This window comes from Cellulomonas fimi (genome assembly GCF_028583725.1).
GTDB lineage: Bacteria > Actinomycetota > Actinomycetes > Actinomycetales > Cellulomonadaceae > Cellulomonas > Cellulomonas fimi_B.
The window spans coordinates 4,238,975-4,260,065 of record NZ_CP110680.1 but is presented as its reverse complement, the minus strand read 5'-3'; the positions used below and the strand labels follow the sequence as shown (position 1 = coordinate 4,260,065).

The 21,091-nt window shown below is 75.3% G+C and carries 20 protein-coding genes and 1 riboswitch; of the genes, 15 read left to right on the top strand and 5 right to left on the bottom strand.

Going from position 1 to position 21,091, the window contains the following annotated elements; translation table 11 throughout:
- The first annotated feature begins 2 nt into the window (after positions 1-2).
- The 10 genes from OOT42_RS19255 (at position 3) to OOT42_RS19210 (ending at position 10,386) form a co-directional block, all read left to right on the top strand.
- Positions 3-572 carry a TerD family protein gene (locus tag OOT42_RS19255; protein ID WP_273652761.1) on the top strand — a complete coding sequence of 190 codons (570 nt, stop codon included), beginning with the start codon at positions 3-5 and terminating at the stop codon, positions 570-572.
- Complete coding sequence (locus OOT42_RS19250; RefSeq protein ID WP_273652760.1) at positions 569-1,666, top strand: hypothetical protein; 1,098 nt, start codon at positions 569-571, stop codon at positions 1,664-1,666. The genes OOT42_RS19255 and OOT42_RS19250 overlap by 4 nt, the downstream gene beginning before the upstream one ends.
- 325 nt (positions 1,667-1,991) lie before the next feature.
- Positions 1,992-3,161, top strand: a complete 1,170-nt coding sequence (locus OOT42_RS19245) for an HpcH/HpaI aldolase/citrate lyase family protein (RefSeq protein WP_273652759.1) — start codon at positions 1,992-1,994, stop codon at positions 3,159-3,161.
- Complete coding sequence (locus OOT42_RS19240; RefSeq protein WP_273652758.1) at positions 3,158-6,043, top strand: phosphoribosyltransferase; 2,886 nt, start codon at positions 3,158-3,160, stop codon at positions 6,041-6,043. The genes OOT42_RS19245 and OOT42_RS19240 overlap by 4 nt, the downstream gene beginning before the upstream one ends.
- Positions 6,040-6,897 carry an HAD family hydrolase gene (locus tag OOT42_RS19235; RefSeq protein ID WP_273652757.1) on the top strand — a complete coding sequence of 286 codons (858 nt, stop codon included), beginning with the start codon at positions 6,040-6,042 and terminating at the stop codon, positions 6,895-6,897. Before OOT42_RS19240 ends, OOT42_RS19235 begins: the two co-directional genes overlap by 4 nt.
- Positions 6,894-7,481, top strand: a complete 588-nt coding sequence (locus tag OOT42_RS19230; RefSeq protein WP_273652756.1) for a 1-acyl-sn-glycerol-3-phosphate acyltransferase — start codon at positions 6,894-6,896, stop codon at positions 7,479-7,481. The genes OOT42_RS19235 and OOT42_RS19230 overlap by 4 nt, the downstream gene beginning before the upstream one ends.
- A gap of 145 nt (positions 7,482-7,626) precedes the next feature.
- The gene (locus OOT42_RS19225; RefSeq protein WP_273652755.1) at positions 7,627-8,679 is read left to right on the top strand and encodes an RDD family protein; all 1,053 of its coding nucleotides are present in this window, start codon (positions 7,627-7,629) and stop codon (positions 8,677-8,679) included.
- Positions 8,680-8,909: 230 nt separating this feature from the next.
- Positions 8,910-9,428, top strand: coding sequence for a GyrI-like domain-containing protein (locus OOT42_RS19220; RefSeq protein WP_273652754.1), 519 nt, complete (start codon positions 8,910-8,912; stop codon positions 9,426-9,428).
- 132 nt (positions 9,429-9,560) lie between these two features.
- Positions 9,561-9,635, top strand: a riboswitch (cyclic di-GMP riboswitch).
- Positions 9,636-9,651: 16 nt separating this feature from the next.
- On the top strand, positions 9,652-9,801 hold the full coding sequence (locus tag OOT42_RS19215; protein WP_160142783.1) for a hypothetical protein: 150 nt from the start codon (positions 9,652-9,654) through the stop codon (positions 9,799-9,801).
- A 207-nt stretch (positions 9,802-10,008) separates the two neighbouring features.
- Positions 10,009-10,386 (top strand): SHOCT domain-containing protein, encoded by a 378-nt coding sequence (locus OOT42_RS19210; RefSeq protein WP_273652753.1) that lies wholly within the window; start codon positions 10,009-10,011, stop codon positions 10,384-10,386.
- Positions 10,387-10,452: 66 nt separating this feature from the next.
- On the opposite strand, the gene OOT42_RS19205 is transcribed toward OOT42_RS19210, so the two are convergent.
- The gene (locus OOT42_RS19205) at positions 10,453-13,029 is read right to left on the bottom strand and encodes a lysylphosphatidylglycerol synthase transmembrane domain-containing protein (RefSeq protein WP_273652752.1); all 2,577 of its coding nucleotides are present in this window, start codon (positions 13,027-13,029) and stop codon (positions 10,453-10,455) included.
- Positions 13,030-13,224: 195 nt separating this feature from the next.
- On the opposite strand from OOT42_RS19205, the gene OOT42_RS19200 reads away from it, so the two are divergent.
- Positions 13,225-13,812, top strand: coding sequence for an HdeD family acid-resistance protein (locus OOT42_RS19200; protein WP_124341042.1), 588 nt, complete (start codon positions 13,225-13,227; stop codon positions 13,810-13,812).
- Between the two features lie 30 nt (positions 13,813-13,842).
- Here OOT42_RS19200 and OOT42_RS19195 read toward each other — a convergent pair whose 3' ends face one another.
- On the bottom strand, positions 13,843-14,730 hold the full coding sequence (locus OOT42_RS19195; protein ID WP_273652751.1) for a CPBP family intramembrane glutamic endopeptidase: 888 nt from the start codon (positions 14,728-14,730) through the stop codon (positions 13,843-13,845).
- 156 nt (positions 14,731-14,886) lie between these two features.
- On the bottom strand, positions 14,887-15,240 hold the full coding sequence (locus tag OOT42_RS19190) for a hypothetical protein (RefSeq protein WP_273652750.1): 354 nt from the start codon (positions 15,238-15,240) through the stop codon (positions 14,887-14,889).
- Between the two features lie 232 nt (positions 15,241-15,472).
- Here OOT42_RS19190 and OOT42_RS19185 point away from each other — a divergent pair, with 232 nt between their 5' ends.
- From OOT42_RS19185 to OOT42_RS19170, 4 genes are read left to right on the top strand one after another with little or no spacing between them, the layout of a single operon-like run.
- Complete coding sequence (locus OOT42_RS19185; protein WP_273652749.1) at positions 15,473-16,159, top strand: hypothetical protein; 687 nt, start codon at positions 15,473-15,475, stop codon at positions 16,157-16,159.
- The gene (locus OOT42_RS19180; protein WP_162353701.1) at positions 16,152-16,454 is read left to right on the top strand and encodes a transcriptional regulator; all 303 of its coding nucleotides are present in this window, start codon (positions 16,152-16,154) and stop codon (positions 16,452-16,454) included. The genes OOT42_RS19185 and OOT42_RS19180 overlap by 8 nt, the downstream gene beginning before the upstream one ends.
- On the top strand, positions 16,451-17,422 hold the full coding sequence (locus tag OOT42_RS19175; RefSeq protein ID WP_273652748.1) for an ABC transporter ATP-binding protein: 972 nt from the start codon (positions 16,451-16,453) through the stop codon (positions 17,420-17,422). The genes OOT42_RS19180 and OOT42_RS19175 overlap by 4 nt, the downstream gene beginning before the upstream one ends.
- On the top strand, positions 17,419-18,210 hold the full coding sequence (locus OOT42_RS19170; RefSeq protein WP_273652747.1) for an ABC transporter permease: 792 nt from the start codon (positions 17,419-17,421) through the stop codon (positions 18,208-18,210). Before OOT42_RS19175 ends, OOT42_RS19170 begins: the two co-directional genes overlap by 4 nt.
- Before the next feature lie 61 nt (positions 18,211-18,271).
- Here the strand turns inward: OOT42_RS19170 and OOT42_RS19165 are convergent, their stop codons facing one another.
- Together OOT42_RS19165 and OOT42_RS19160 are read right to left on the bottom strand one after the other, a co-directional pair.
- A complete protein-coding gene (locus OOT42_RS19165; RefSeq protein WP_273652746.1) occupies positions 18,272-20,851 on the bottom strand; it encodes a heavy metal translocating P-type ATPase in 2,580 nt (859 codons plus the stop codon).
- The gene (locus OOT42_RS19160; protein WP_162353705.1) at positions 20,848-21,081 is read right to left on the bottom strand and encodes a heavy-metal-associated domain-containing protein; all 234 of its coding nucleotides are present in this window, start codon (positions 21,079-21,081) and stop codon (positions 20,848-20,850) included. The genes OOT42_RS19165 and OOT42_RS19160 overlap by 4 nt, the downstream gene beginning before the upstream one ends.
- Positions 21,082-21,091 lie beyond the last annotated feature (10 nt).

Genomic DNA, 21,091 nt, shown 5'->3' with positions numbered 1-21,091 from the left:
TGATGGCAGCCCGACCCATGCCCCGCGGCGGCAACGCCAACCTCACGCGCGAGATCCCGCACCTCACGGGTGTCGTCGTCGGCGTCGCGCTCGCGTCCCCCGAGACGGTGCTCGTCGACAACCTCGTCGTCGCGACCCTGCTGTGCGACGACGCGACCCAGCTGCTCTCGCGCGAGCACGTCGTGTTCTTCAACCAGCTCACGTCGCCCGACCTGTCCGTGACGCAGCTCGAGAAGGCGCGCGCGACCGGCGACCTCGAGCAGATCGAGGTCGACCTGCGCGACGTGCCCGCCGAGGTGTCGCGCATCGTCGTCGTCGCTTACATCAACGAGGGACTGGGCCACCGGCGCTCGCTCGGGCAGCTCCGCGAGGCGCGCGTCCGCGTGCTCGACCTCGCCGGGGACGACGAGCTCGTCGTGTCCGAGAACCTCGCGCCCGCGCTGTCCACCGAGACCGGGCTCGTCCTCGCCGAGCTCTACCGCAACGGTCCGCACTGGAAGTTCAAGGTCGTCGGGCAGGGGTACGCCGACGGGATCGCGGGCATCCTGCGCGACCACGGCCTGCGACCGTGAGCGGCGTCGGCCTCGGACCGGCGGGCGCACCGCCGCGCGACGACCTGCCCTGGCTCCGCCGTCGGCGCCTGCGTCCCGACGCTCCCGCCCGCCCGACGTCGGGTGAGTCGGCAGGGCCGGCCGCTCCGCCCTCGCCGCCGCGGCCCGCGGCCTCCTCGGGCACCTCCCTCGACCTCTCCGCGCCCCCGGCCGCGCCGGCGGGCGGGACGTCGCTGGACTTCTCGGGTCCCGCCGCCGCCGGGACGGGCGGGTCCTCGGGCACGCCGCTCGACGTCTCGACGCCCGAGCGGCCCTCGGCGCCCTCGTCCGGGACGTCGTTGGACCTGTCGACGCCTGCGCGGCCGTCTGCACCGTCGTCCGCGTCCGGCACGTCGCTCGACCTGCCGTCGGCGGCACGCTCGGCGTCCGCGTCGTCGGGCACGTCGCTCGACCTGTCGGGGTCGGCGTCGCCCGTGGCGGCACCGTCGCGAGCCGCGCGCCCGCGTCCGTCCGCCGCGACCGGAGACCTGGTTCTCGGCTACACGCCCGACCGCCTGGCCCCCGGCGGGCGCGCGTCGCTCACCGACGACCGCCCGACGCTCACGCTCGACCGGTTGCAGTCGGGGATCGGCGTGCTCACCGTCCGGGCGGCGGTGTCGGAGCACATCGGGGACCTGCGGCTCGCGGCGGCGTACCGGCTGACGACGGGCGAGTCGTCGGTGCTCGACGAGGCGCGCGGGCTGACCGTCGCGCCGGTCGGCACGTCGCGCTACGTCGTCGTCGCGGCGCGCGACAACGGTGACGTGCTCCGCCTCGACCTGCGGCAGGTGCGCCGGCTCGAGCGGCTCGTCGTGCTCGCGTTCTCGCCGTCCGGGGCGACGCTGCGGTGGGGCGGGGCGCTGCTCGTCGAGACCGCGGACGGCGGGCGCGTCGACGTGGCTCTCGACCGCGAGCCCGCGTCGGGCGTGCTCGTCGCGCTGTCGATCACACAGGTCGCGGGCGAGCTCGTGCTGCGCGCCGAGGACGAGCTGGTCCACGGCACCTTCCGCGACGCGGCTCTGGCCTACGGCTTCACGACGATCACGTGGGTCGACCCCTGGACCCCCCTCACCTGACCGCGACGTCCCCCACCCACGCTCGACCGGCGCGACCCGGGGCGGGGTACCGCTCAGGGCCCCGCACCGGTCACCAGGCCCGGGTCGGCGGGCGTCGGAGCCGCGAAGGGGACGCCGGCGCGAGGACGGGCCGGTCGGGTGTGCGGCGCGAGCGCTGTCGGCGGCGTCGGAACCGGGGACGTGCACCGGACGTTCACCTGGACGCGTCGTGCGCGGAACACCGCTGGGCTACCGTGTCCGCGCGCCCCGCACCACCCCCTCGCGGCGGGCCGCAGACGGACGGAGTCGACATGCAGGTCACCACACCCCCGGGACCGGGCGCCGCGTGAGCGCGCGCCACTTCTCGCACCTGCCCGACGAGGACGTCGAGCGCCTGTTCTCCCGGCCGCCCGAGGCGCTGGGCCGCTCGTGCCCGCCCGCGCTCCTCGCGGTGGCCCTCGGTGCGACGCTCTACATGCCGGGCACGCGACCGCAGCTCGCGCGCGACCTGGTGCGACGGGCCGCCGCGGGCGCCGTGAGCTCGGTCGTGTGCCTGGAGGACTCGGTCGCCGACGCCGACGTGCCGGAGGCCGAGCGCAACGTCGTCGCGCAGCTCCGGGAGCTCGCGCGTGACGAGTCCGCCGCGCCGTTCGTCTTCGTGCGCGTGCGCCACCCCGAGCAGATCCCCGCGATCGTGACGGCGCTCGGCGACGACGCGCGCATCCTGTCGGGGTTCGTGCTGCCCAAGTTCACCGAGACGCACGGCGCCGCGTTCCTCGACGCGGTCGACGACACCGCCGCGACGGCGGGCGTCCGCCTGCTCGCGATGCCCGTCATCGAGTCGCCCGAGATCATCCACCGCGAGACGCGCGAGGACGCGCTGCTCGGCGTGCAGCGGCTGCTCGACAAGCACCGCTCGTCGGTGCTCGCGGTCCGCACCGGCGCGACCGACCTGTGCAGCGTGTACGGCATCCGGCGCGGGCGTGACCTGACGATCTGGGACGTGCGGCTCGTCGCGGGCGTGCTCACGGACGTCATCAACGTCCTCGGCCGCACGGACGGGACGGGCTTCGTCGTCACCGGGCCGGTGTGGGAGTACTTCAGCAGCGACGAGCGGCTGTTCAAGCCGCAGCTGCGGCACACGCCGTTCGACCAGCACGACGCGAACCGGCTGCGCGCCGACCTCATCACGCGCGACCTCGACGGGCTGATCCGCGAGGTCGTGCTCGACAAGGTCAACGGCCTCACCGGCAAGACCGTCATCCACCCGAGCCACGTGCCCGTGGTGCACGCCCTGTCCGTCGTCACGCACGAGGAGTACGCCGACGCGACCGACGTCCTGGAGGCAGCCGGTCGGTCCGGCGTCTCGGCGTCGCGCTACGGCAACAAGATGAACGAGTCGAAGCCGCACCTGTCCTGGGCCGAGCGGACGGTCCTGCGTGCGCGGGCCTTCGGCGTCGCCGCGGAGGACGTGGGCCTCGTCGACCTGCTGGCGGCGACGGCGGGACGCGCGTGACGGCGCCCGTCGACGCGCTCCGCCCGACCGCTCCCGGTGCGACGGCCGGCGCGGCGCCCGGTGCGACGCCCGGTGCGACGCCCGACGCGGGCTCCGGTGCGGCCTGGTCCGGGGCGTGGGTGTCGGACCGCCTGGACCTCGCGCTGCGGACGACGGGGTCGGCCGTCGGGCTCGACCTGACGGACCTCGTCGGGCTCGCGGTCCGGCGCAACCCGCGCCGCGCGCACCTGCTGGTGTCGCGCGTGCTCGGCAAGCACGTCCCCACGGACCCGCGCGTGGTCCGTGGTGCGGGCCTGCTGCTCGGCGCGCTCGCGTCCCGCTCCCTCGACGAGCGGCCGCCCGCTGCCGCGCCCGGCACGGGCGGCAGCGCGCAGGACGCCTCGGTCGACGGGGTCGAGACCGCCGCGACGTCCGACCTCGACGGCCGCCTGGTGAGCGCGGGCGCGGTCCTGCGCGACGCGCTCGACGGCGACCCCGTCGCGCCGGCGCTGCTCGCCGGGGTGGTCGCCGACCTCGTCACCGACCTCGTCGCCGACGCCCCCGCGCGCGCCGTCGTGCTCGGGTACGCGGAGACGGCGACGGCCCTCGGGCACGCGGTCGCCGACGCGCTCGGCGGTGCGCCGTACCTGCACTCGACGCGGCGACCCGTCGCGGGCGTGCCGTCGGTCGGCGCGTTCGAGGAGGACCACTCGCACGCGACGACGCACCTGCTGCTGCCGGGTGACCCGGCGCTGCTCGCGTCGGACGCGCCGCTCGTGCTGGTCGACGACGAGCTCTCGACGGGGACGACCGCGCTGCACACGATCGAGGCCGTGCACCGGCTCGCCGCGCGCGACCGGTACGTCGTCGCGACGCTCGTCGACCTGCGCACCGACGACGACCGCGCGCGTGCCGCGGCGCTCGCGGACCGACTGGGCACGCGCATCGACGTCGTCGCGCTCGCCGCGGGCGAGGTCGAGGCGCCGGCGGACGTCGTGGCCCGTGGTGCCGCGCTCGTCGCCGAGGTCGACGCGTCCACGGCGGCGAACGCCGCGGGCCGGGTGGTCGGCAGCACGACGGCGGCCGGGCGCCCCGGCCGGGCGACCGTGCGGCGCATCGACGTCGGCTGGCCCGCGGACGTCCCCGAGACCGGGCGGCACGGCGTGACGGCCGACGACCGGCGGGCGCTCGACGCGGCCGTCGCGGCCGGGACGACCGCGCTCACCGCGGCGATCGTGAGCGGACCCGCGGGTGCGCGCGTCGCGGGCCGCCGCGTGCTGGTGCTCGGGACCGAGGAGCTGATGGACGCGCCGCTGCGCCTGGGCGAGGCGCTCGCGACGGCGCTCGACGGGTCGACCGACGTGCGCTTCTCGACGACGACCCGCTCGCCGGTGCTGGCCGTCGACGACGCGGCGTACGCGATCCGGTCGGCGCTCACCTTCGCGGCGCACGACGACCCCGCGGACGCGGCCCCCGGCGAGCCGGGCCACCGCCGCTTCGCGTACAACGTCGCGCCGAGCGCGCCCGCGGACCGGTTCGGCGCGGTCGTCGTCGTCACGGACGCCCCCGGTGACACACCCGCGCTCACGGCACCGGGCGGGCTGCTCGACGAGGTCGCGGCGCACACGGACGACGTGCTGCTCGTCGTGCTCCCCGACGCCGCGGCGCGGCGCGCGACGGCGACACGTGCCGGCTCGACCGCCGGCACGGTGCCGCCCGTCGACACCCCGCTGCCCGAGCCGCTGCCCCAGCCGCTGCGCGGTCCCGCGTTCGGCTCGTACGCCCCGGACGAGGTGACGTGGCTGCTCACGGACCTGTCGGGCGTCGCGCTCGAGGCGCCGGTCGAGGAGCGCGAGGAGGCGGTCCAGTCGGGCGGCGCGCACTACGCGGAGTCGCTGCCGGTCGAGTACCAGCCGAGCGCCGCGTACGTGCGGCTGTTCGACGAGGCGCTCGAGGCGGGTGCGGAGCGGCTCGCGCACGCGGTCGGCGTCGTCGCGGAGCAGATCCTCGCGGCGCGCGGCGACGGGGCGACGCTCGTGTCGCTGGCCCGTGCGGGCACGCCCGTCGGCATCCTCGTGCGGCGGTGGGCGCAGCTCGTGCACGGGGTCGACCTGCCGCACCATGCGGTGTCGATCGTGCGCGGTCGCGGCATCGACGACGTCGCGCTGCGGTACCTCGCGGCGCACCACGACCCGGCGTCGGTGGTGTTCGTCGACGGCTGGACGGGCAAGGGCGCGATCGCGCGCGAGCTCGACGCCGCGCTGGCCGACCACGAGGGCCGGACGGGCGTCGCGTTCCCGCGGGACCTCGCGGTGCTCGCCGACCCGGGCCGCTGCGTGCGGCTGGCGGGGACGCGCGACGACTTCCTGGTGCCGTCGGCGTGCCTGAACTCGACGGTGTCGGGACTGGTGTCGCGCACGGTGCTGAACCGCGACCTCATCGGCCCGGACCAGTTCCACGGCGCGAAGTTCTACGCCGACCTTGCGCCCGCGGACGTCTCGGGACGCTTCCTCGACGCGGTCGCCGCGCGCTTCCCCGACGTCCGGGAGGCCGTCGAGCGTGACTGGCGCGGCCTGGCCGACGCGCACGCCGACGTCGACTGGGCCGGCTGGGCGGCCGTCGAGCGGATCGTCGAGGAGTACGGCATCGGGGACGTGAACCTCGTGAAGCCGGGCGTGGGCGAGACGACGCGCGTGCTGCTGCGACGCGTACCGTGGCGTGTCCTCGTCCGCCCCGACGTCGACCCCGCCGACGTCGCGCACGTCCGGCACCTGGCCGCCGAACGAGGAGTACCCGTGGAGACCGTCGCCGACCTGCCCTACTCGTGCGTGGGCCTCATCCACCCGCGGTTCACCGCCGGCGCGACGGGCGCCGACGGCCGGGCCGTGCGGGGTGACGCGTGAGCGCGGTCGTGGTCGCGTGCGACCTGGACCGTACGCTCATCTACTCGGCGGCCGCGCTGCGGCTCGGCGGCGACGACGAGCAGGCGCCCGCGATGACCGTCGCGGAGGTGTTCGAGGGCGAGCCGGTGTCGTTCTGGACGCGCGACGCGGAGGAGATGATCGGCGACCTCGTCGAGGCCGCCTGGTTCGTCCCGACGACGACGCGCACCCGCAAGCAGTACGCGCGCGTGCGGTTCCCCGAGCCGGGCCCGCGGTACGCGGTGACGTCGAACGGCGGGCACATCCTCGTCGACGGGGAGCCGTGCGAGGACTGGTCGGCGACCGTGCGGACGCGGCTGGGGGAGTGCGCGCCGCTCGCGGAGGTCGTCGAGCACCTGCGCGTCGTCGCGGAGCAGCCGTGGGTCCGCAAGCACCGTGTCGCCGAGGACCTGTTCACGTACCTCGTGGTGAACCGCGACCTGCTGCCGCCGACGTTCGTCGACGACCTGACGGCGTGGTGCGCGGAGCGCGGGTGGACGGTGTCGCTGCAGGGGCGCAAGGTGTACTGCGTGCCCGCCCCGCTGACGAAGTCCGCCGCGGTCGCCGAGGTCGCGCAGCGCGTCGGCGCCGACCTGACGTTCGCGGCGGGCGACTCGCTGCTCGACGCGGACCTGCTCGTCGCCGCCGACCGGGCGTTCCGGCCCGCGCACGGCGAGCTGCACGAGGCCGGCTGGCAGGCGCCGCACCTGACGGTCACGCGCCGTGCTGGCGTCGCGGGCGGCGAGGAGATCGTCGCGCGCCTGCTCGCCGCCGTGCGGGCGGAGGGCGCGCTCACCGGGACGGCCGGTCCGGTCGACGCGGTGGCGGGATCGTGAGCGTCCGCCGCACCCTCGCACGCGCCTACTGGCGGGTCAGCCGCTGGACCCTGCGCACCGAGCGCGTCCCGGCCGACGGCGCGGGCATCCTCATCGGCGCCCCGCACACGTCGAACTGGGACTTCGTCCTGATGCTCGCGATCGCGGGCGAGGCGGACCTGACGTTCCGCTGGCTCGGCAAGCACACGCTGTTCCGTGGCGTCGCCGGCCCGCTCATGCGCGCGCTCGGCGGGATCCCCGTCGACCGGCGCGACCCGGCGGGGCTCGTCGACGAGCTCGTCGCGCGGCTGGGCGGCGGCGAGCGGTTCTACCTCGTCGTCACGCCCGAGGGGACGCGTCGCGGCGACGGGTGGAAGTCGGGCTTCTACCGGATCGCCCGCGCGACCGGCCTCCCGGTGACCCTCGGGTACGTCGACCGGACGACCCGCACGACGGGCCTCGGCCCAACCCTCACGCTGACCGGTGACGTGCGGGCCGACATGGACCTGGTGCGCGCGTTCTACGCCGACAAGGCCGGCCACACCCCGTCCCGCCGGACGGAGCCGCGGCTACGCGACGAGTCCCCGACGCCGCCGCCCGCCTGAGCCCCGCCCCGCCCGTCTGAACCTCGCCCCGCCCGCGACGCCGCCGCCCGCCGGGCTCTCGCGCCGTCCGCGACGGCTCGGCGCCCGGGCGAGCACCGGACGTTTCACCCCCGGGTGGCGCCCACCGGCTGCCAGGATGCTCGGCATGACTGCGGCGGTGGACGTGCCCGACGACGTGCGCGTCGGCGTCGACGGCACCCCGTTCGCACCCTGGTGGCGGCGGGCGGTCGCGCTCGTGCTCGACGCGTCCGTCGTCGGTGCGGTGACGTTCCTGGTCGTCGGGCCGGGCGGCTGGCCGTGGGAGTGGTCGGTCGTGCTGGGCGGCACCAACCCGGTCCCGGGTGTCGGCGTGCTCGTGTGCGTCGGCGCGACGTGGCTCGTGCTGCTGGCCGCGCAGGCGTGGACGGGTGCGACGCCGGGCAAGCGGGTGGTCGGCGTCGTCGTGGTCGGCCGCAGGGACGGCCGGCCGCTCGGTCCGGTGCGCACGCTGGTCCGGACCGCCGCCCACGTGCTCGACGTGCTGCTCCTCGTCGGCTTCGTGCGCCCGCTGTGGGACCCCGAGCGCCGGACGTTCGCGGACAGCCTGTGCGGCACCGACGTGCAGGTCGCGCGGGGCGTCCCGCGCCGCGGCGGGCCGCACGGGCGACGGCGCGGTGCCGCCGCCGGACGCGAGCGGGCGCGCGGGGCCCGGGCCGGGGCGGTGGTGACGGCGGCGTCGGTCGCCCTGTGCGGCGCGGCGGTGGCGCTCGCCGCGGTGGGGTCGACGGCCGAGACGCCCGCGTCGGACCGGACGTGCGGGCTCGCGGACCGGCCGATGGGGGAGGACCCGCCGATCGCGTCGGTCGAGCTGCGGGTCCCGCCGACGACCCGGCAGACGCGGCTCGGTGTGACCCGGCAGGTCGGCGGCCCGGCGGACGCGACGGTGTCGTGGGTCGTGGCCGACCAGGAGGAGGCGCCCGACGGCACCCGCCTGAGCGTGCGGGTCACGACGGCGGCGGGTGACCCGGTGGCGGAGCTCGGCGGCACGGTCCGTCGCGGGACGCTCGTCCCGGACGACGGCCCGGTCCTGGGCGGGCTGGTCCTGCCGGTGCCGCGGTCGGTGCTCGCGCAGGCGGGCGCGGGCGGTGCGTGGGAGGCGGGGGTGGGCACCGCGTCGGTGCGCGCGGGGCTGTGCGGCGGGACGCTCGACCCGTCCTGACCGGCCTCGGTCGCCCGTCCCACGGCGCGATCACGCGCGTGCGGTCGGCGTCCCGCGTCGCGATGCGGTCGGCGTCCCGCGCCGCGACGGCGCGCGTGCGGTCGGCGTCCCGGTGCGGCCGCGGTCGTGCGGGCGCCGTCCGCGGTGCCGCCCCCGGTCGTGCGGGCGCCGTCCGCGGTGCCGCCCCCGGTCGTCCGGCGTGCGTGCGTGGCTCGCCCTACGCTCGTCGCATGGAGCGTCGGCGCGCGGAGCCCGTGGTCGTCGAGCGGCCCGAGGTGCCGTACGTGGGCGTCGCGGCGCGCGTCACGCCCGCGGCGCTGTCGTCCCTGACCGATCGTTTCGACGACCTCTTCGCGTGGGCAGCGGCCCACTCGCTGACGCCGGCGGGCCCGCCGTTCTTCCGGTACCGCGTCGTGGACGCGGAGCACGAGCTGCTCGTCGAGGTGGGTCTGCCGCTGGACGAGGCGGTGGCCGAGCCGGACGGCGAGGTGACGCCCGACGTCCTGCCTGCGGGGCGGTACGTGGTGACGACGCACGTGGGTCATCCGGACGAGCTGGTGCAGGTGACGGCGGACGTGCTGGCCTGGGCGCAGGCGCACGGCGAGGAGTGGGACCGGTGGCCGACGGAGGCCGGCGAGGCGTGGGGATGCCGACTAGAGCTGATGTTGACCGACCCGCGCGTGGAGCCCGACATGAGCCGCTGGGAGACCCAGCTCGCCTTCCGCGTCGTGGGTCCGCCCGCCCGGTGACACGTGCCGAACCGCGTGTTCGTGCGGGACTGGCCCGGGATGTGCGCCGACCGGGTGAATTGGACGCCCGTATCAAACTCGGAGCTGGTAGCGCTTCCCTTCTCGTCTCATGTTGCTCTAATGTCGGACTTGTCAGCGAAACGGCAAACCCTCCGCAAGGGGGGGACGCAAAGCCACGGGACCCACGAGGTCAGCCGGGCTACCGAACAGACAGGAAGATGACATGGACCAGCGCGGGTTCTCCGTCGACCCCTCCGAGGCAGCCACCCCCTTCGTCCTCCCGGCCTCGCGCCTGCAGGCCTGGGCGGCTCTCGCGGAGCGGCAGCACACCCTCGAGCTCGTCCCGGCGCAGCGCGACTACCTCGCCGCCTGACGACACCACCTCACGAACGCCGGTCCCGGTGCACCCGGGGCCGGCGTTCGCGTCTGTGCGTCCCCGACCGACGCCGGCCGCCCCCGACCGACGCCGGCCGCGCCCGACGACGCGAGCGCCCGGTTCGCGTCGTTCGGGGTGGTTCTTGGCTAGCCTCGCCTCACCGGGCTCGCCACTCGGGGCGGCTCGCTTCCGAGAGAAGGTCGCATGGACAGCTTCTGGAGCTGGTTCTGGCTGCTGATCTGGTGGTTCCTGTTCTTCGCGTACCTCGTCATCCTCTTCCAGATCCTCACGGACCTCTTCCGTGACCGCACGGTCAGCGGCTGGTGGAAGGCCGTGTGGATCGTCGGCCTGATCGTCTTCCCGTTCCTGACGGCGCTGATCTACGTCATCGCGCGCGGCAACGGGATGGCGGACCGCCAGGTCGCCGTCGTCAAGAAGGCGCAGGCGGACACCGACCGCTACATCCGCGAGGTGGCCGAGACGTCGCCGGCCGCGCACATCACCGAGGCCAAGGCGCTGCTCGACCAGGGCGTCATCACCCCGGAGGAGTTCAGCCGCCTCAAGGCCAAGGCGCTCGCCTGACGGTCGGCGCCGGCACGAGACCGGCGACGGGCCGGCACCCCGCGCGTGGGTGCCGGCCCGTCGGCGTCAGAGCTCGCCGGTGCGTTGCAGGTACCGCATCGCCGCCCACCCGAAGGGGATGCGCAGCCAGTAGGTGAGCGCGCGGAAGAGGACCGCGATCGACGTCGCGACACCGATGTTCATCCCGGTGACGCCCGCGAGCGTCGTCGCCAGCGCGAACTCGACGGCGCCCATGCCGCCCGGCGTCGGGACGAGCGCCCCGGCGGTGTTGCCCGCGAGGTACACGAGCGCGACCTGGATCAGGCTCGCGTCCTGGTTGAGCGCCTGGAGGCACGCGTCGAACGCCAGGATGTACCCGAGGGTCATCGCGAGGTTGCCGCCGACGGCGAGCGCGAGTCGCCACGGCTGCCCCAGCACCTCGATGAGTCGGGGCCAGGTGCGCTGGAGCGTCGGCAGCGACTTCGCGAGGACCCACTGGCGGACGGGCGGCACGAGCAGCGACGCGCCGACGAGCGCGGCGGCGATCCCGATGGCGACGAGCATCGCGCCGGAGATCGGCAGCTGCGACTCGCTCCGGCCCGAGATGATCGTGAGCCCGAGCAGCAGCACCAGGGTCACGATGAACTGGCTGACCTGCACGAGCGCGACCGTCGCCGCGGACAGCGTCGTCGAGACGCCGCGCTTGGTGAGCATCCGCAGGTTGAGCGCCGCCGGGCCGATGCCGGCGGGCGCCGCGAGGGCGACGAAGGTCGCGGCCGTCTGGACGAGCGTCGCGCGCCAGACGGGCAGCCGGACGGGCGAGAACGCCACGAACGCCAGCGCCGCGGTGACGAGGGTGCTCATGCCGAGCGCGAACGCCAGCACCGACCAGCGCCAGTCGCTCTCGGCGAGCGCCTCGCCGATCTGCTCGACGTTGATCGTCGTGAGGATCGCGAAGATCGCGACGACGGTGAGCAGGATCGTCAGGACGGTCCGCGCGCCGAACCGGACGAGCTGCTCGGGCTCCACGGACGCCTCGGGCAGCCGCGCGACGAGCGACGTGCGCAGGTCGGCGAGCACCTCCTTGTGCGCGCGCATCTCCACGCGGGTCTCGCGCGGCAGGGTGATCGTCTGGAGCAGCGGGCCGACCGAGGCGAGGTCCGACTCGGGCAGGACGGCGGCGGCCGACGCGAGCGCGCGGTTCGCCCCGACGCGCAGCGCGAGGAGCGCGACGAGCTGCGTGACGTCCATCCGGCGCGCGAGGTCGGACGAGGCGACGTCGCCCTGCTCCCACCCGACGAGCCACACGACGGGCTGCCCGACGAGGTCGTCGACGAGCACGGCGTCGCTGGTCAGCGCGCGGTGCGCGACCCCGGCGGCGTGCGCGAGCTGCAGCTGCGCCCAGATCTCCCGCAGCAGGTCGTCGGTGAGCCGCTCGGGCGGCAGGTCCGCGAGCGGCACGGCCCGGCCGGGGCGCTCCTGCACGAGGAGCATCGAGTCCTCGGCCTCGGCGATCGACAGCAGCTGCGGTGTGCGGACCCCGGCGGCGCGTGCGGCGTAGGCGAGGAGCGCGGCCCGGCTCGTGGCCTGCCGCAGCGAGACGACCGAGCGGCCCTCGATGCCGCGCATGCGGATCGACCGCCACAGGCGTTCCAGGCCGCCGACGACCTGACGGTCACCGTCGATCACGAGCACGTCGAGCTCGTCCCCGGAGGTCGTCGTGAGCTCGTACACGCGGTGGCCGGTCGAGCGCGTGAGGGCGCGGGACGCGGGCGACCCGTCGAGCTGGACGGGGTCGGTCCCCTCGCGGGCCGCGAGCCGTGCCGCGTCGGCGTCGGTCGTGTCGTCGGCGACGCGGGCGAGCCGGCCGGGCTCGAACCCGGCGCGCCGGATCCCGTCGAGCAGGCTCGTGCCGTACGCACGCTCGGACTGCACGCCGGACACGTACCGCACGACCATGCCCGCGACGCGCCCGATGAGCAGCGACACGACGAGACCCGGCAGCGAGACGCGCCCGATGACGAGCAGCACCGCGGCGCTGATCCAGACGACGTTCCACGACCAGTCGACCGTGCGGCGGCGGCCCCGCGGACCCGCGACGGTGAGCAGCGCGAGGACCATCGCGAAGACGGGCGGCAGCGAGACCACGAGGTCGCCGTTCACCCGGATCGACAGACCGTCGGCGAGGTCGCTCGACGCCCACTCGACGATGACGAACCGCAGCGCCTCGTTGAGGGCGACGGCGACGACCGCCGCGGTCACGCCCTCGAGGAGCTGGCGGCCGAGCCGGCGGATCGCGAGCTCCGCGAGCACGGCGAGCGGGATGACGAGCGCGACGAGCACCTCGAGCAGCTGCACGGGGATGAACAGGATGCTGCGCAGCAGGTCGGCGAAGCCCTGGACGTCCTCCGCGACGCCGCTCGTCGTGTTGGGCGCGTAGAACGCGAGCGCGAGGACGAGGACGACGCCGACGGCGGCGACGACCGCGTTCAGCAGGTCCGTCGGGTGGTGCACACGGACGGTCGGGACGTCCTCGACGACGACGCGGGCGTCGTGCGCCTCGTCGCCGCCGTGGGAGTCGACCGTGGGGTCGGCGGGCGCGCCGCCGCGCGTGCGGTCCGCGTCGACGGCGGCCGCACGACCCGAGGGCGGCGTCGACGACATACCGGCGAGTCTAGGCAGCGGGGGCCGGTCCGCCCGGGAGCTTGTACGTGACGTGGACGCCGGTCCGCGCCCGGTGCGGGCGTGTTCGACGCGCTTCGTCCCGATCCGCAGGTCTAGCGTGGCCGACGAGGGACACCGTTGGCGTGCGGGTGCGGTCCCGCGAGGTGCCCCGGGGCGTGTGCCCGAGGAGGTCACGTGGTCGACGAGGTGGGCGCAGAGGTCGAGACGACGCTGCGCAAGATCTGGTGGCTCCCCGTCCTGCGCGGAGCCGTGCTGCTGGTCCTGGGTCTGCTGATGCTCGTCCGACCGATCGACACGGCGACGCTGCTCATGTGGATCTGGGGCGTGTTCGCCGTCATCGACGGCGTGCTGTCGCTGGGGATGTGGCTCGGCAACCGCAAGGAGCCGGGGGCCGGCTGGTGGGCGGTCGCGGGGCTCGTGGGGATCGCGTTCGGCGTGATCGCGATGGTGTGGCCCGACAAGTCGGTGACGGTCGTGTTCTACCTGATCTCGCTCTGGATCCTGGTGCTGGGCGTCCTCGCGATCATCGCGTCGGTGACCCTGTACCGGGCGCGGGACATCGGCTGGTACTGGGTGCTGACGTTCGGGCTGGTCTCGTTCCTGTTCGGCCTGCTCGTCCTCATCAACCCGCAGGAGACGATCGCGGTCGTCATGGTCCTGCTCGGGCTGTTCGCGTTCGTCGGCGGCGTCGTGCTGATCGTCAGCGGCTTCGCGACGAAGTCGTTCGTGCGGGCGGTCGGGCGCGGCTCGGCGGTCGTCTGACGCGCACGGGTCCGCGAGCGGCGGGGCGCGTCAGGACAGGAGCAGCGCGTCCCGCCACTCGTCGGGCACGAGCGCGTACCCGACGAACACGAACACGTCCATGAGCGTGTGTGCGACGACGAGCGGCATGACACGACGTCGTCGCCGGTAGTACTCCGCGAACACCAGGCCCATGACGACGTTGCCCGCGAACGCGCCCCACCCCTGGTAGAGGTGGTACGAGCCGCGCAGCAGCGCGCTCGCGACGACGATCGCCGGCGCGCTCCAGCGCAGGTCGCGCAGCCGCTCCATGAGGTACCCGACGGCGATGACCTCCTCGAGCAGCGCGTTCTGCAACGCCGACAGCACGAGGACGGGCACGGTCCACCAGGCGGCGTTCAGGGCCGCGGCCTGCACCTCGACCGTGATGCCGAGCAGACGCCCGACCGCGTAGAGGCCGAGGCCGGGGATCCCGATGAGCGCCGCGAGCCCGGCGCCGACGCCCAGGTCACGCCACGGCCGGGTGCCGTCGAGCCCGATGCGGCGCACCGCCGAGCGGCCGTTGGCGGACAGCAGGTAGAGCGCGAGCGCGACGGGGACGAGGGCGAACCCGATCGACAGGAGCTGGTAGGTGAGGTCGAGCCAGGGGCGCGGCGAGCGGCTCGGGTTGAGCGTGGCGGTCTGGTCCCCGAGCGCCTGCTCGCGGGTCAGCCGGTCGAGGATCGCGACGACGGCGTAGACGCCGGACCGGCCGAGCGACAGACCGAGGACGATCCAGATCTCCGCGGTGAGCCGGCGCCTCACCGCGCGCGGACCGGGCGGCGGAGCGAACGGGGGCCGGGCGTCGTCGTCGGTGGGTGACACCACGGTCGCGTGTGCGGTGGCGCTCGTGCGCCCCGGGTCGGCGGGCGTCGCGTCGCCGGGCGCCGTCGTCGTCATGCGTCCGAGCCTAGGTCGCACACCTGGACGTGCGCTGACAGCTTCCTGTGCCGGGACGCGCGGCCGTGCCGCGTGGGCCGCGGGTGGAGGACCCGGACGCGCGCCGGCGGCCCGTCGCGAGGACGAGCCGGCCGGCACGCGGAGCCACGAGCGGCGTCAGGACGTGATCGTGATGCTCTGGCAGAACCAGCGGTTGCGGTTGGACGACATGTAGATCCAGTCGCACACGTCGACGGTCATCCGCACGTTGTCGGGCACGTTCTGGAGCCACGTGCAGCCGTTGTAGACGTAGGTCCAGTGCCCGAGCGAGGTGCTGATGTGGGCGCCGTCCCCGTCGCGGTCGACGACGTCGCACAGCCGCAGCGTGTTGTTCCCGTCGTTGTAGTAGACGCTCGACTTGTACGTCGTGGAGTAGACGGTGAAGTCGGCGGCCTGCGCCGGCGCGGCGACCCCCACCATGACGAGCGCGACGGCGGCGGCCGCGACGGCCGACCTCTTCCTGATCTTCACGACGAACCTCCGGAACGGTGCGAATGCGCCCAGGGCGGACGCGGGGGCGACAGTAGCGCGGGGCAACCGGTGGTGCGCGCGGTGCAACCCGAACGGCGGCACGGCCACCCCGGCGTGCTGCCCCGACCGCGCCGCCGCCCGGTACGTGGGGCTGAACCCTTGCGCTGGGCAGCCCGACAAACTACTTTGTGAGACAAAGTTGAACGAACAAGGCGGAACCGAGGAGGCGACGATGGCACGCGACACGGACGGCACCGTCGGCGACCGGGCAGGCGACGAGCCGCTCGACGCCGAGCGCGGCCGGGACGACGAGCCGTTCGACCCCGCGCAGGCGCTCGCGGTCATCGCCGCCGGACGACGCTCCGCCGTCGCCGCGTACCCGTCGGGCGCGTTCCTCTTCCTGCTGTGGGGCACGGTCTGGCTCGTCGGGTACGGGCTGATGTGGCTCTCCGCGAACGACGACGGCACGCCGTCGGGCATCGCCGCGGGCGTCGCGATCACGCTCGGCGTCCTCGGCACGGTCGGGACGCTGTGGCACGTGCTCCACCGCAGCCGCGGGCTCGTCGGGACCAGCGCCCGGACCGGCGCCCTGTACGGGTGGTCGTGGGGGATCGGGTTCGTCACCCAGGCGCTGATCGTCACCGCGCTCGCCGACGCCGGTGCGCCGCCGGAGGTGTCGGCGCTCGCGGGCAACGCCCTCGCGGCGCTCGTCGTCGGACTGCTCTACCTGGCCGGCGGCGCGCTCTGGGACGACCTGCCGATGTACCTGCTCGGCGCCTGGATCGCCGTCGTCGGCGGTGCGAGCGCGCACGTCGGCCTGCCCGGCACCTACCTCACGATGTCCCTCGCCGGCGGCGGCGGGATGCTCGTCGCCGGCACGTACGTGGCGGTCCGGGAGCGGCGGAGGCGCCGTGCCTGACGCCCCGCTCGACCCCGTCATCCACACCGAGGCGCGCCTGCGCGTCGTGTCCGCGCTCTCCGCGCTCGCGCGCGGCGACCGCATCAGCTTCCCGCGGCTGCAACAGCTGCTCGACATGACCGCGGGCAACCTCTCGACCCACCTGCGCCGACTCGAGGAGGCGGAGTACGTGACCATCACCAAGACCCACGAGGGCCGGACACCGGTGACCTACGTGGAGCTCAGCGACACCGGGCGCGCCGCGCTCGCCCGGTACACGCGCGCGCTGCGCGACCTGCTCGGGGGCCGGCTGTGAGCGCCGTCCTCGACGTCCGGCACGTGACCCGCCGGTTCGGCGCGGTCACCGCGCTCGACGACGTGAGCCTCACGGTCGAGCACGGCGAGCTCGTCGGCCTGCTCGGCCCGAACGGCGCCGGCAAGACGACGCTGCTCAGCCTCGTCAGCGGTCTGCGCAAGCCCGACAGCGGCACCGTCCGGCTGTTCGGCGGCGACCCGCGCGCCGCGGCGTCCCGCATCGGTCTCGGCACCACGCCGCAGGAGACCGGCCTGCCCGCGACGCTCACGGTCGGCGAGGTCGTCGACCTCGTCGGCGGCCACTACCCCGACCCGATGTCGCGCGCGGAGGTCCTCGGCCGGTTCGGCATGGAGGACCTGGTCAAGCGCCAGACGGGCGGCCTGTCGGGCGGGCAGAAGCGAAGGCTCGCGGTCGCGCTCGCGCTCGTCGGGCGCCCGCGTCTGGTGCTGCTCGACGAGCCCACGACCGGTCTCGACGTCGAGGCGCGGCACGTCCTGTGGCAGGCGCTGCGCGACTACCACGCCGACGGCGCGACGGTCGTCCTCACGAGCCACTACCTCGAGGAGGTCGAGGCGCTCGCCGAGCGCGTCGTCGTGGTCGGCGGCGGGCGGATCCTCGCCGACGACACCCTGCAGGCCGTGATCGGTCTCGTCGGCCTGCGGCGCGTCATGCTCACGCTGCCGGCGGGGTCCGTGCTCGACCCGGGCACGCTGCCGGGCGCGCACACCGCGCACGCCGAGGACCACGCGGGCGGCCGACGCTGGACCGTGCTCGCGGAGGACGCCGATGCGTTCGTCCGGGCGCTGGTCCGCACGGACGCGCCGTTCACCGACCTGGAGCTGCGCGGCGCGTCCCTCGAGGAGGCGTTCCTCGCGCTCACCGAGTGGGGCGCGACGCTCGCCGACCCCGACCCGGCGGCGATCGACCGGTCCCGCCGCGACGACGACGTCGAGGAGGCCGTCCGATGACCACGACCACCGCCGCCCGGCCGGTCGCGCACGTGCGGCCGTTCTGGCCGCTCGCGCTGCTGCACGCCCGGCTCAACTTCATCGAGACCGTGCGCATCCCGATCGCGGTGCTCGGCAACCTGCTGTTCCCCGCGCTCGCGCTGCTGTTCTTCGTCGTCCCGCAGCGGGCCGTCGCGGAGGACCCGCTGGTCGCGACGGCCGCCGTCGCGCAGCTCGGCACGTTCGCGGTGATGTCGACGTGCCTGTTCACGTTCGGCGTCGGCGTCGCGGAGGACCGGGCGCTCCCGTTCGACCCGTACCTGCGGACGCTGCCCGCCGGTGCCGGCCCGCGGCTCGCGGGCCGCGTCCTCAACGGCGTGCTGTGGGCCTACCTGGCGCTCGTGCCGCTCGTGCTCATCGGCGCGCTGCTGACCGAGGCGGTCCTGCCCGTCGGGCGGGCCCTCGCGGCCGTGGTCGTCGTGCCGCTCGTCGCGGTGCCGTTCCTGCTGCTGGGCGTCGCGATCGGGTACCGGCTGTCGTCGAAGGCCGCGATCGCGGTCGTGCAGGCCACGCTGTTCCCGCTGGCCTTCGCGGGCGGGCTGTTCCTGCCGCCCGAGGCGTTCCCGACGTGGCTCGACGCGATCTCGAAGGCGCTCCCGTCGCGCGCCGCCCGCGACCTCGCGGTCCAGGCGACCACGGGTTACGACGCGTACGCGTGGGCGGTGCCGGTGCTGGTCGGCTGGACCGTGCTGTTCGCCGTCCTCGCGGCGCTGGCGTACCGCAGCGACGAGGGCCGCCGCTTCCGCTGACCCTCGCGACACGACGACGGCCCGGCCCCACGGGGGGAGCCGGGCCGTCGTGCTGTCGCCGTCAGGCGAACGTGCGCAGGCGCAGCGAGTTGCCGACGACCAGGACCGACGAGAACGCCATCGCGGCGCCCGCGATCATCGGGTTCAGCAGCCCGAGCGCCGCGAGCGGGATCGCCGCGACGTTGTACGCGAACGCCCAGAAGAGGTTCTGCCGGATCACCGACAGCGTCTTGCGGGACAGCCGCACCGCCTGACCGGCCGTGCGCAGGTCGCCGCGGACCAGCGTGAGGTCGGCCGCCTCGATCGCGACGTCGGTGCCCGTGCCCATCGCGAGGCCCAGGTCCGCCGTGGCGAGCGCCGCGGCGTCGTTCACGCCGTCGCCGACCATCGCGACGCGACGCCCCTCGGCCTGGAGCCGCTGGACCTGCGCGACCTTGTCGGCCGGCAGGACCTGCGCGATGACGTCGTCCTCCGCGATCCCGACCGAGCGGGCCGCGGCGCGCGCGGCGCCGAGGTTGTCACCGGTGAGCAGCACGGGCCGCAGGCCGAGGGCCCGCAGCTCGGCGACCGCCTGCGCGGACGTCGGCTTCACCGGGTCGCGCAGGACGAGCACGCCGCGCGCGGCGCCGTCCCACGCGACGACGACCGCGGTCGCGCCGTCGTCCTCCGCGCGGCGCACGGCGTCGTCGACGGGGGTCGTGTCGACGCCCTCGTCGCGCAGCCAGCCGGTGCGCCCGACCAGCACGCGACGCGCCAGCCCGACACCCGAGTGCGCGGTGCGGACGACGCCCGACACCCCGTGCCCGGCGTGCGCGCGGAAGTCGTGCACCTGGTCGGCGCCGATGGCGACACCGTCCGCGCCCACCTCGACGGCGCGGCCGGACGCGTCCGACGGCTCGTGCGAGGCGGTCGCGATCGCGCGGGCGACCGGGTGCTCCGCGAGCTGCTCGACGGCCGCTGCGAAGCGCAGGGCCTCGTCGCGCGACGTCCCCTCGACGGGCAGCACGTCGACGAGCGCCATGCGGCCCTCGGTCACCGTGCCGGTCTTGTCGAGCACCACGGTGTCGACGGTGCGGGTGTTCTCGAGGATCTCGGGACCCTTGATGAGGATGCCGAGCTGCGCGCCGCGGCCGGTGCCGACCAGGAGCGCGGTCGGCGTCGCGAGCCCGAGGGCGCAGGGGCACGCGATGATCAGCACCGCGACGGCGGCCGTGAACGCGGCCTGCACCGAGCCGCCCACGAGCAGCCAGGTGACGAGCGTGCCCGCGGCGAGCACGAGCACGACCGGCACGAACACCGCCGAGATGCGGTCCGCGAGCCGCTGCACGGGCGCCTTGCCCGTCTGCGCCGCGGCGACGAGCCGGCCGATCTGGGCCAGCCGCGTCTCCTCGCCGACGCGCGTCGCGCGCACGACGAGCGCACCGGAGGTGTTCACGGTCGCGCCGGTCACCTCGTCGCCCGGTCCGACGTCCACCGGGACGGGCTCACCCGTGAGGAGCGACGTGTCGAGCGCGCTCGTGCCGGACACCACGACGCCGTCCGTCGCGACCTTCTCGCCCGGGCGCACGGTGAACTCGTCGCCGACGGCCAGCCGGCCGACCGGGACGCGCTGCTCGACGCGACGCCCGTCCGGGCCCGTGACCAGCAGTGCGACGTCCTTCGCGCCGAGGTCGAGCAGCGCGCGCAGCGCGTCGCCCGCGCGGCGGCGGGACCTGTGCTCGGCGTAGCGCCCGGCCAGCAGGAACGTCGTGACGACGGCCGCGACCTCGAAGTACAGCTCGGGGACGGCCATCTCGCCGTGGCCGGGGTCGGCCGCGGGCCACAGCGTGGGCGTCATGGTCATGCCGAGCTCGCCCGCGCCGCCCAGCAGCAGCGCCCACAGCGACCAGCCGGTCGCCGCGACGATGCCGATCGACACGAGCGTGTCCATCGTCGACGCGCCGTGCCGTGCCGCGCGCGCCGCCGCCTTGTGGAACGGCCAGGCCGCCCACGTCGACACCGGCAGGGCCAGCGCGGCGACGACCCACTGCCAGCCCGTGAACTGGAGCGCGGGGATCATCGACAGGAGCAGGACGGGGACCGTGAGGACGGTCGCGACCCGCAGCCGGCGGCGCAGGTCGGTGCCGCGCGCGTCGGTCGGGGCCGAGGTGTCCTCGTCGGCGTCCATCTCGTGACCGGGCGCCATCGAGTGGCCCGAGAGCGCGTGCTCGAACGGGTCCATGTCGTGCCCGTGACCCGCACCGTGCCCCGCGTCGGGCCCTCCGGCGTGCCCGGCCGCGTGCCGTGCCGCGGGGACGGTCGCCGCGCCGTGGCCGGCGTGGTCCACCGTCGCCTGCGGGTCGACGACCTCCGCGCCCGCGGCGACCTTCTCGCCGCGACGCGCGGTGACGCGCCCGTCGTACCCGGCGCGCCGGACGGCGGCGAGCAGCGCGGAGTCGTCCGCGACGCTGCCGTCGTCGGAGGCCCGGAGCTCGACGTGCGCGGTCTCGAGCGCGAGGTTCACGGTCGCCGACGCGCCCGGCACCTGGTTGAGGCGCCGCTCGACGCGCGCGACGCACGACGCGCACGTCATGCCCTGGACGTCGAGGTCGACGAGGGCGACGGGTGCGCCCGCCGTGGGGCGCTCGTCCGGTGTGCTCACAGCAGGGACCTCCGGGGGGTGACGGCGTAGCCGGCCTCGACGACGGCCTCGGAGACCGCGTCGTCGGCGAGCGGGGCGTCGGACGTGACGCGGACGGTGGACGACCCGCCGACGACGAGGTCGACGGCGACGTCGGTGACGCCGGGGAGGGCGGACAGCTCGGTGGTCACGGCGTGCACGCAGTGCCCGCAGGTCATGCCGTCGACGCCGAAGGTGGTGGTCTGGGACATGGTCTTCTCC

Excerpts from the sequence above, each read along its gene's own strand:
- OOT42_RS19225 (WP_273652755.1), top strand. The coding sequence starts at position 7,627 with ATGACTGCGGCGGTGGACGTGCCCGACGACGTGCGCGTCGGCGTCGAC.
- OOT42_RS19160 (WP_162353705.1), bottom strand. The coding sequence starts at position 21,081 with ATGTCCCAGACCACCACCTTCGGCGTCGACGGCATGACCTGCGGGCAC.
- OOT42_RS19215 (WP_160142783.1), top strand. The coding sequence starts at position 9,652 with ATGGACCAGCGCGGGTTCTCCGTCGACCCCTCCGAGGCAGCCACCCCC.
- OOT42_RS19185 (WP_273652749.1), top strand. The coding sequence starts at position 15,473 with ATGGCACGCGACACGGACGGCACCGTCGGCGACCGGGCAGGCGACGAG.
- OOT42_RS19205 (WP_273652752.1), bottom strand. The coding sequence starts at position 13,029 with ATGTCGTCGACGCCGCCCTCGGGTCGTGCGGCCGCCGTCGACGCGGAC.
- OOT42_RS19195 (WP_273652751.1), bottom strand. The coding sequence starts at position 14,730 with ATGACGACGACGGCGCCCGGCGACGCGACGCCCGCCGACCCGGGGCGC.
- OOT42_RS19210 (WP_273652753.1), top strand. The coding sequence starts at position 10,009 with ATGGACAGCTTCTGGAGCTGGTTCTGGCTGCTGATCTGGTGGTTCCTG.
- OOT42_RS19170 (WP_273652747.1), top strand. The coding sequence starts at position 17,419 with ATGACCACGACCACCGCCGCCCGGCCGGTCGCGCACGTGCGGCCGTTC.
- OOT42_RS19255 (WP_273652761.1), top strand. The coding sequence starts at position 3 with ATGGCAGCCCGACCCATGCCCCGCGGCGGCAACGCCAACCTCACGCGC.
- OOT42_RS19220 (WP_273652754.1), top strand. The coding sequence starts at position 8,910 with ATGGAGCGTCGGCGCGCGGAGCCCGTGGTCGTCGAGCGGCCCGAGGTG.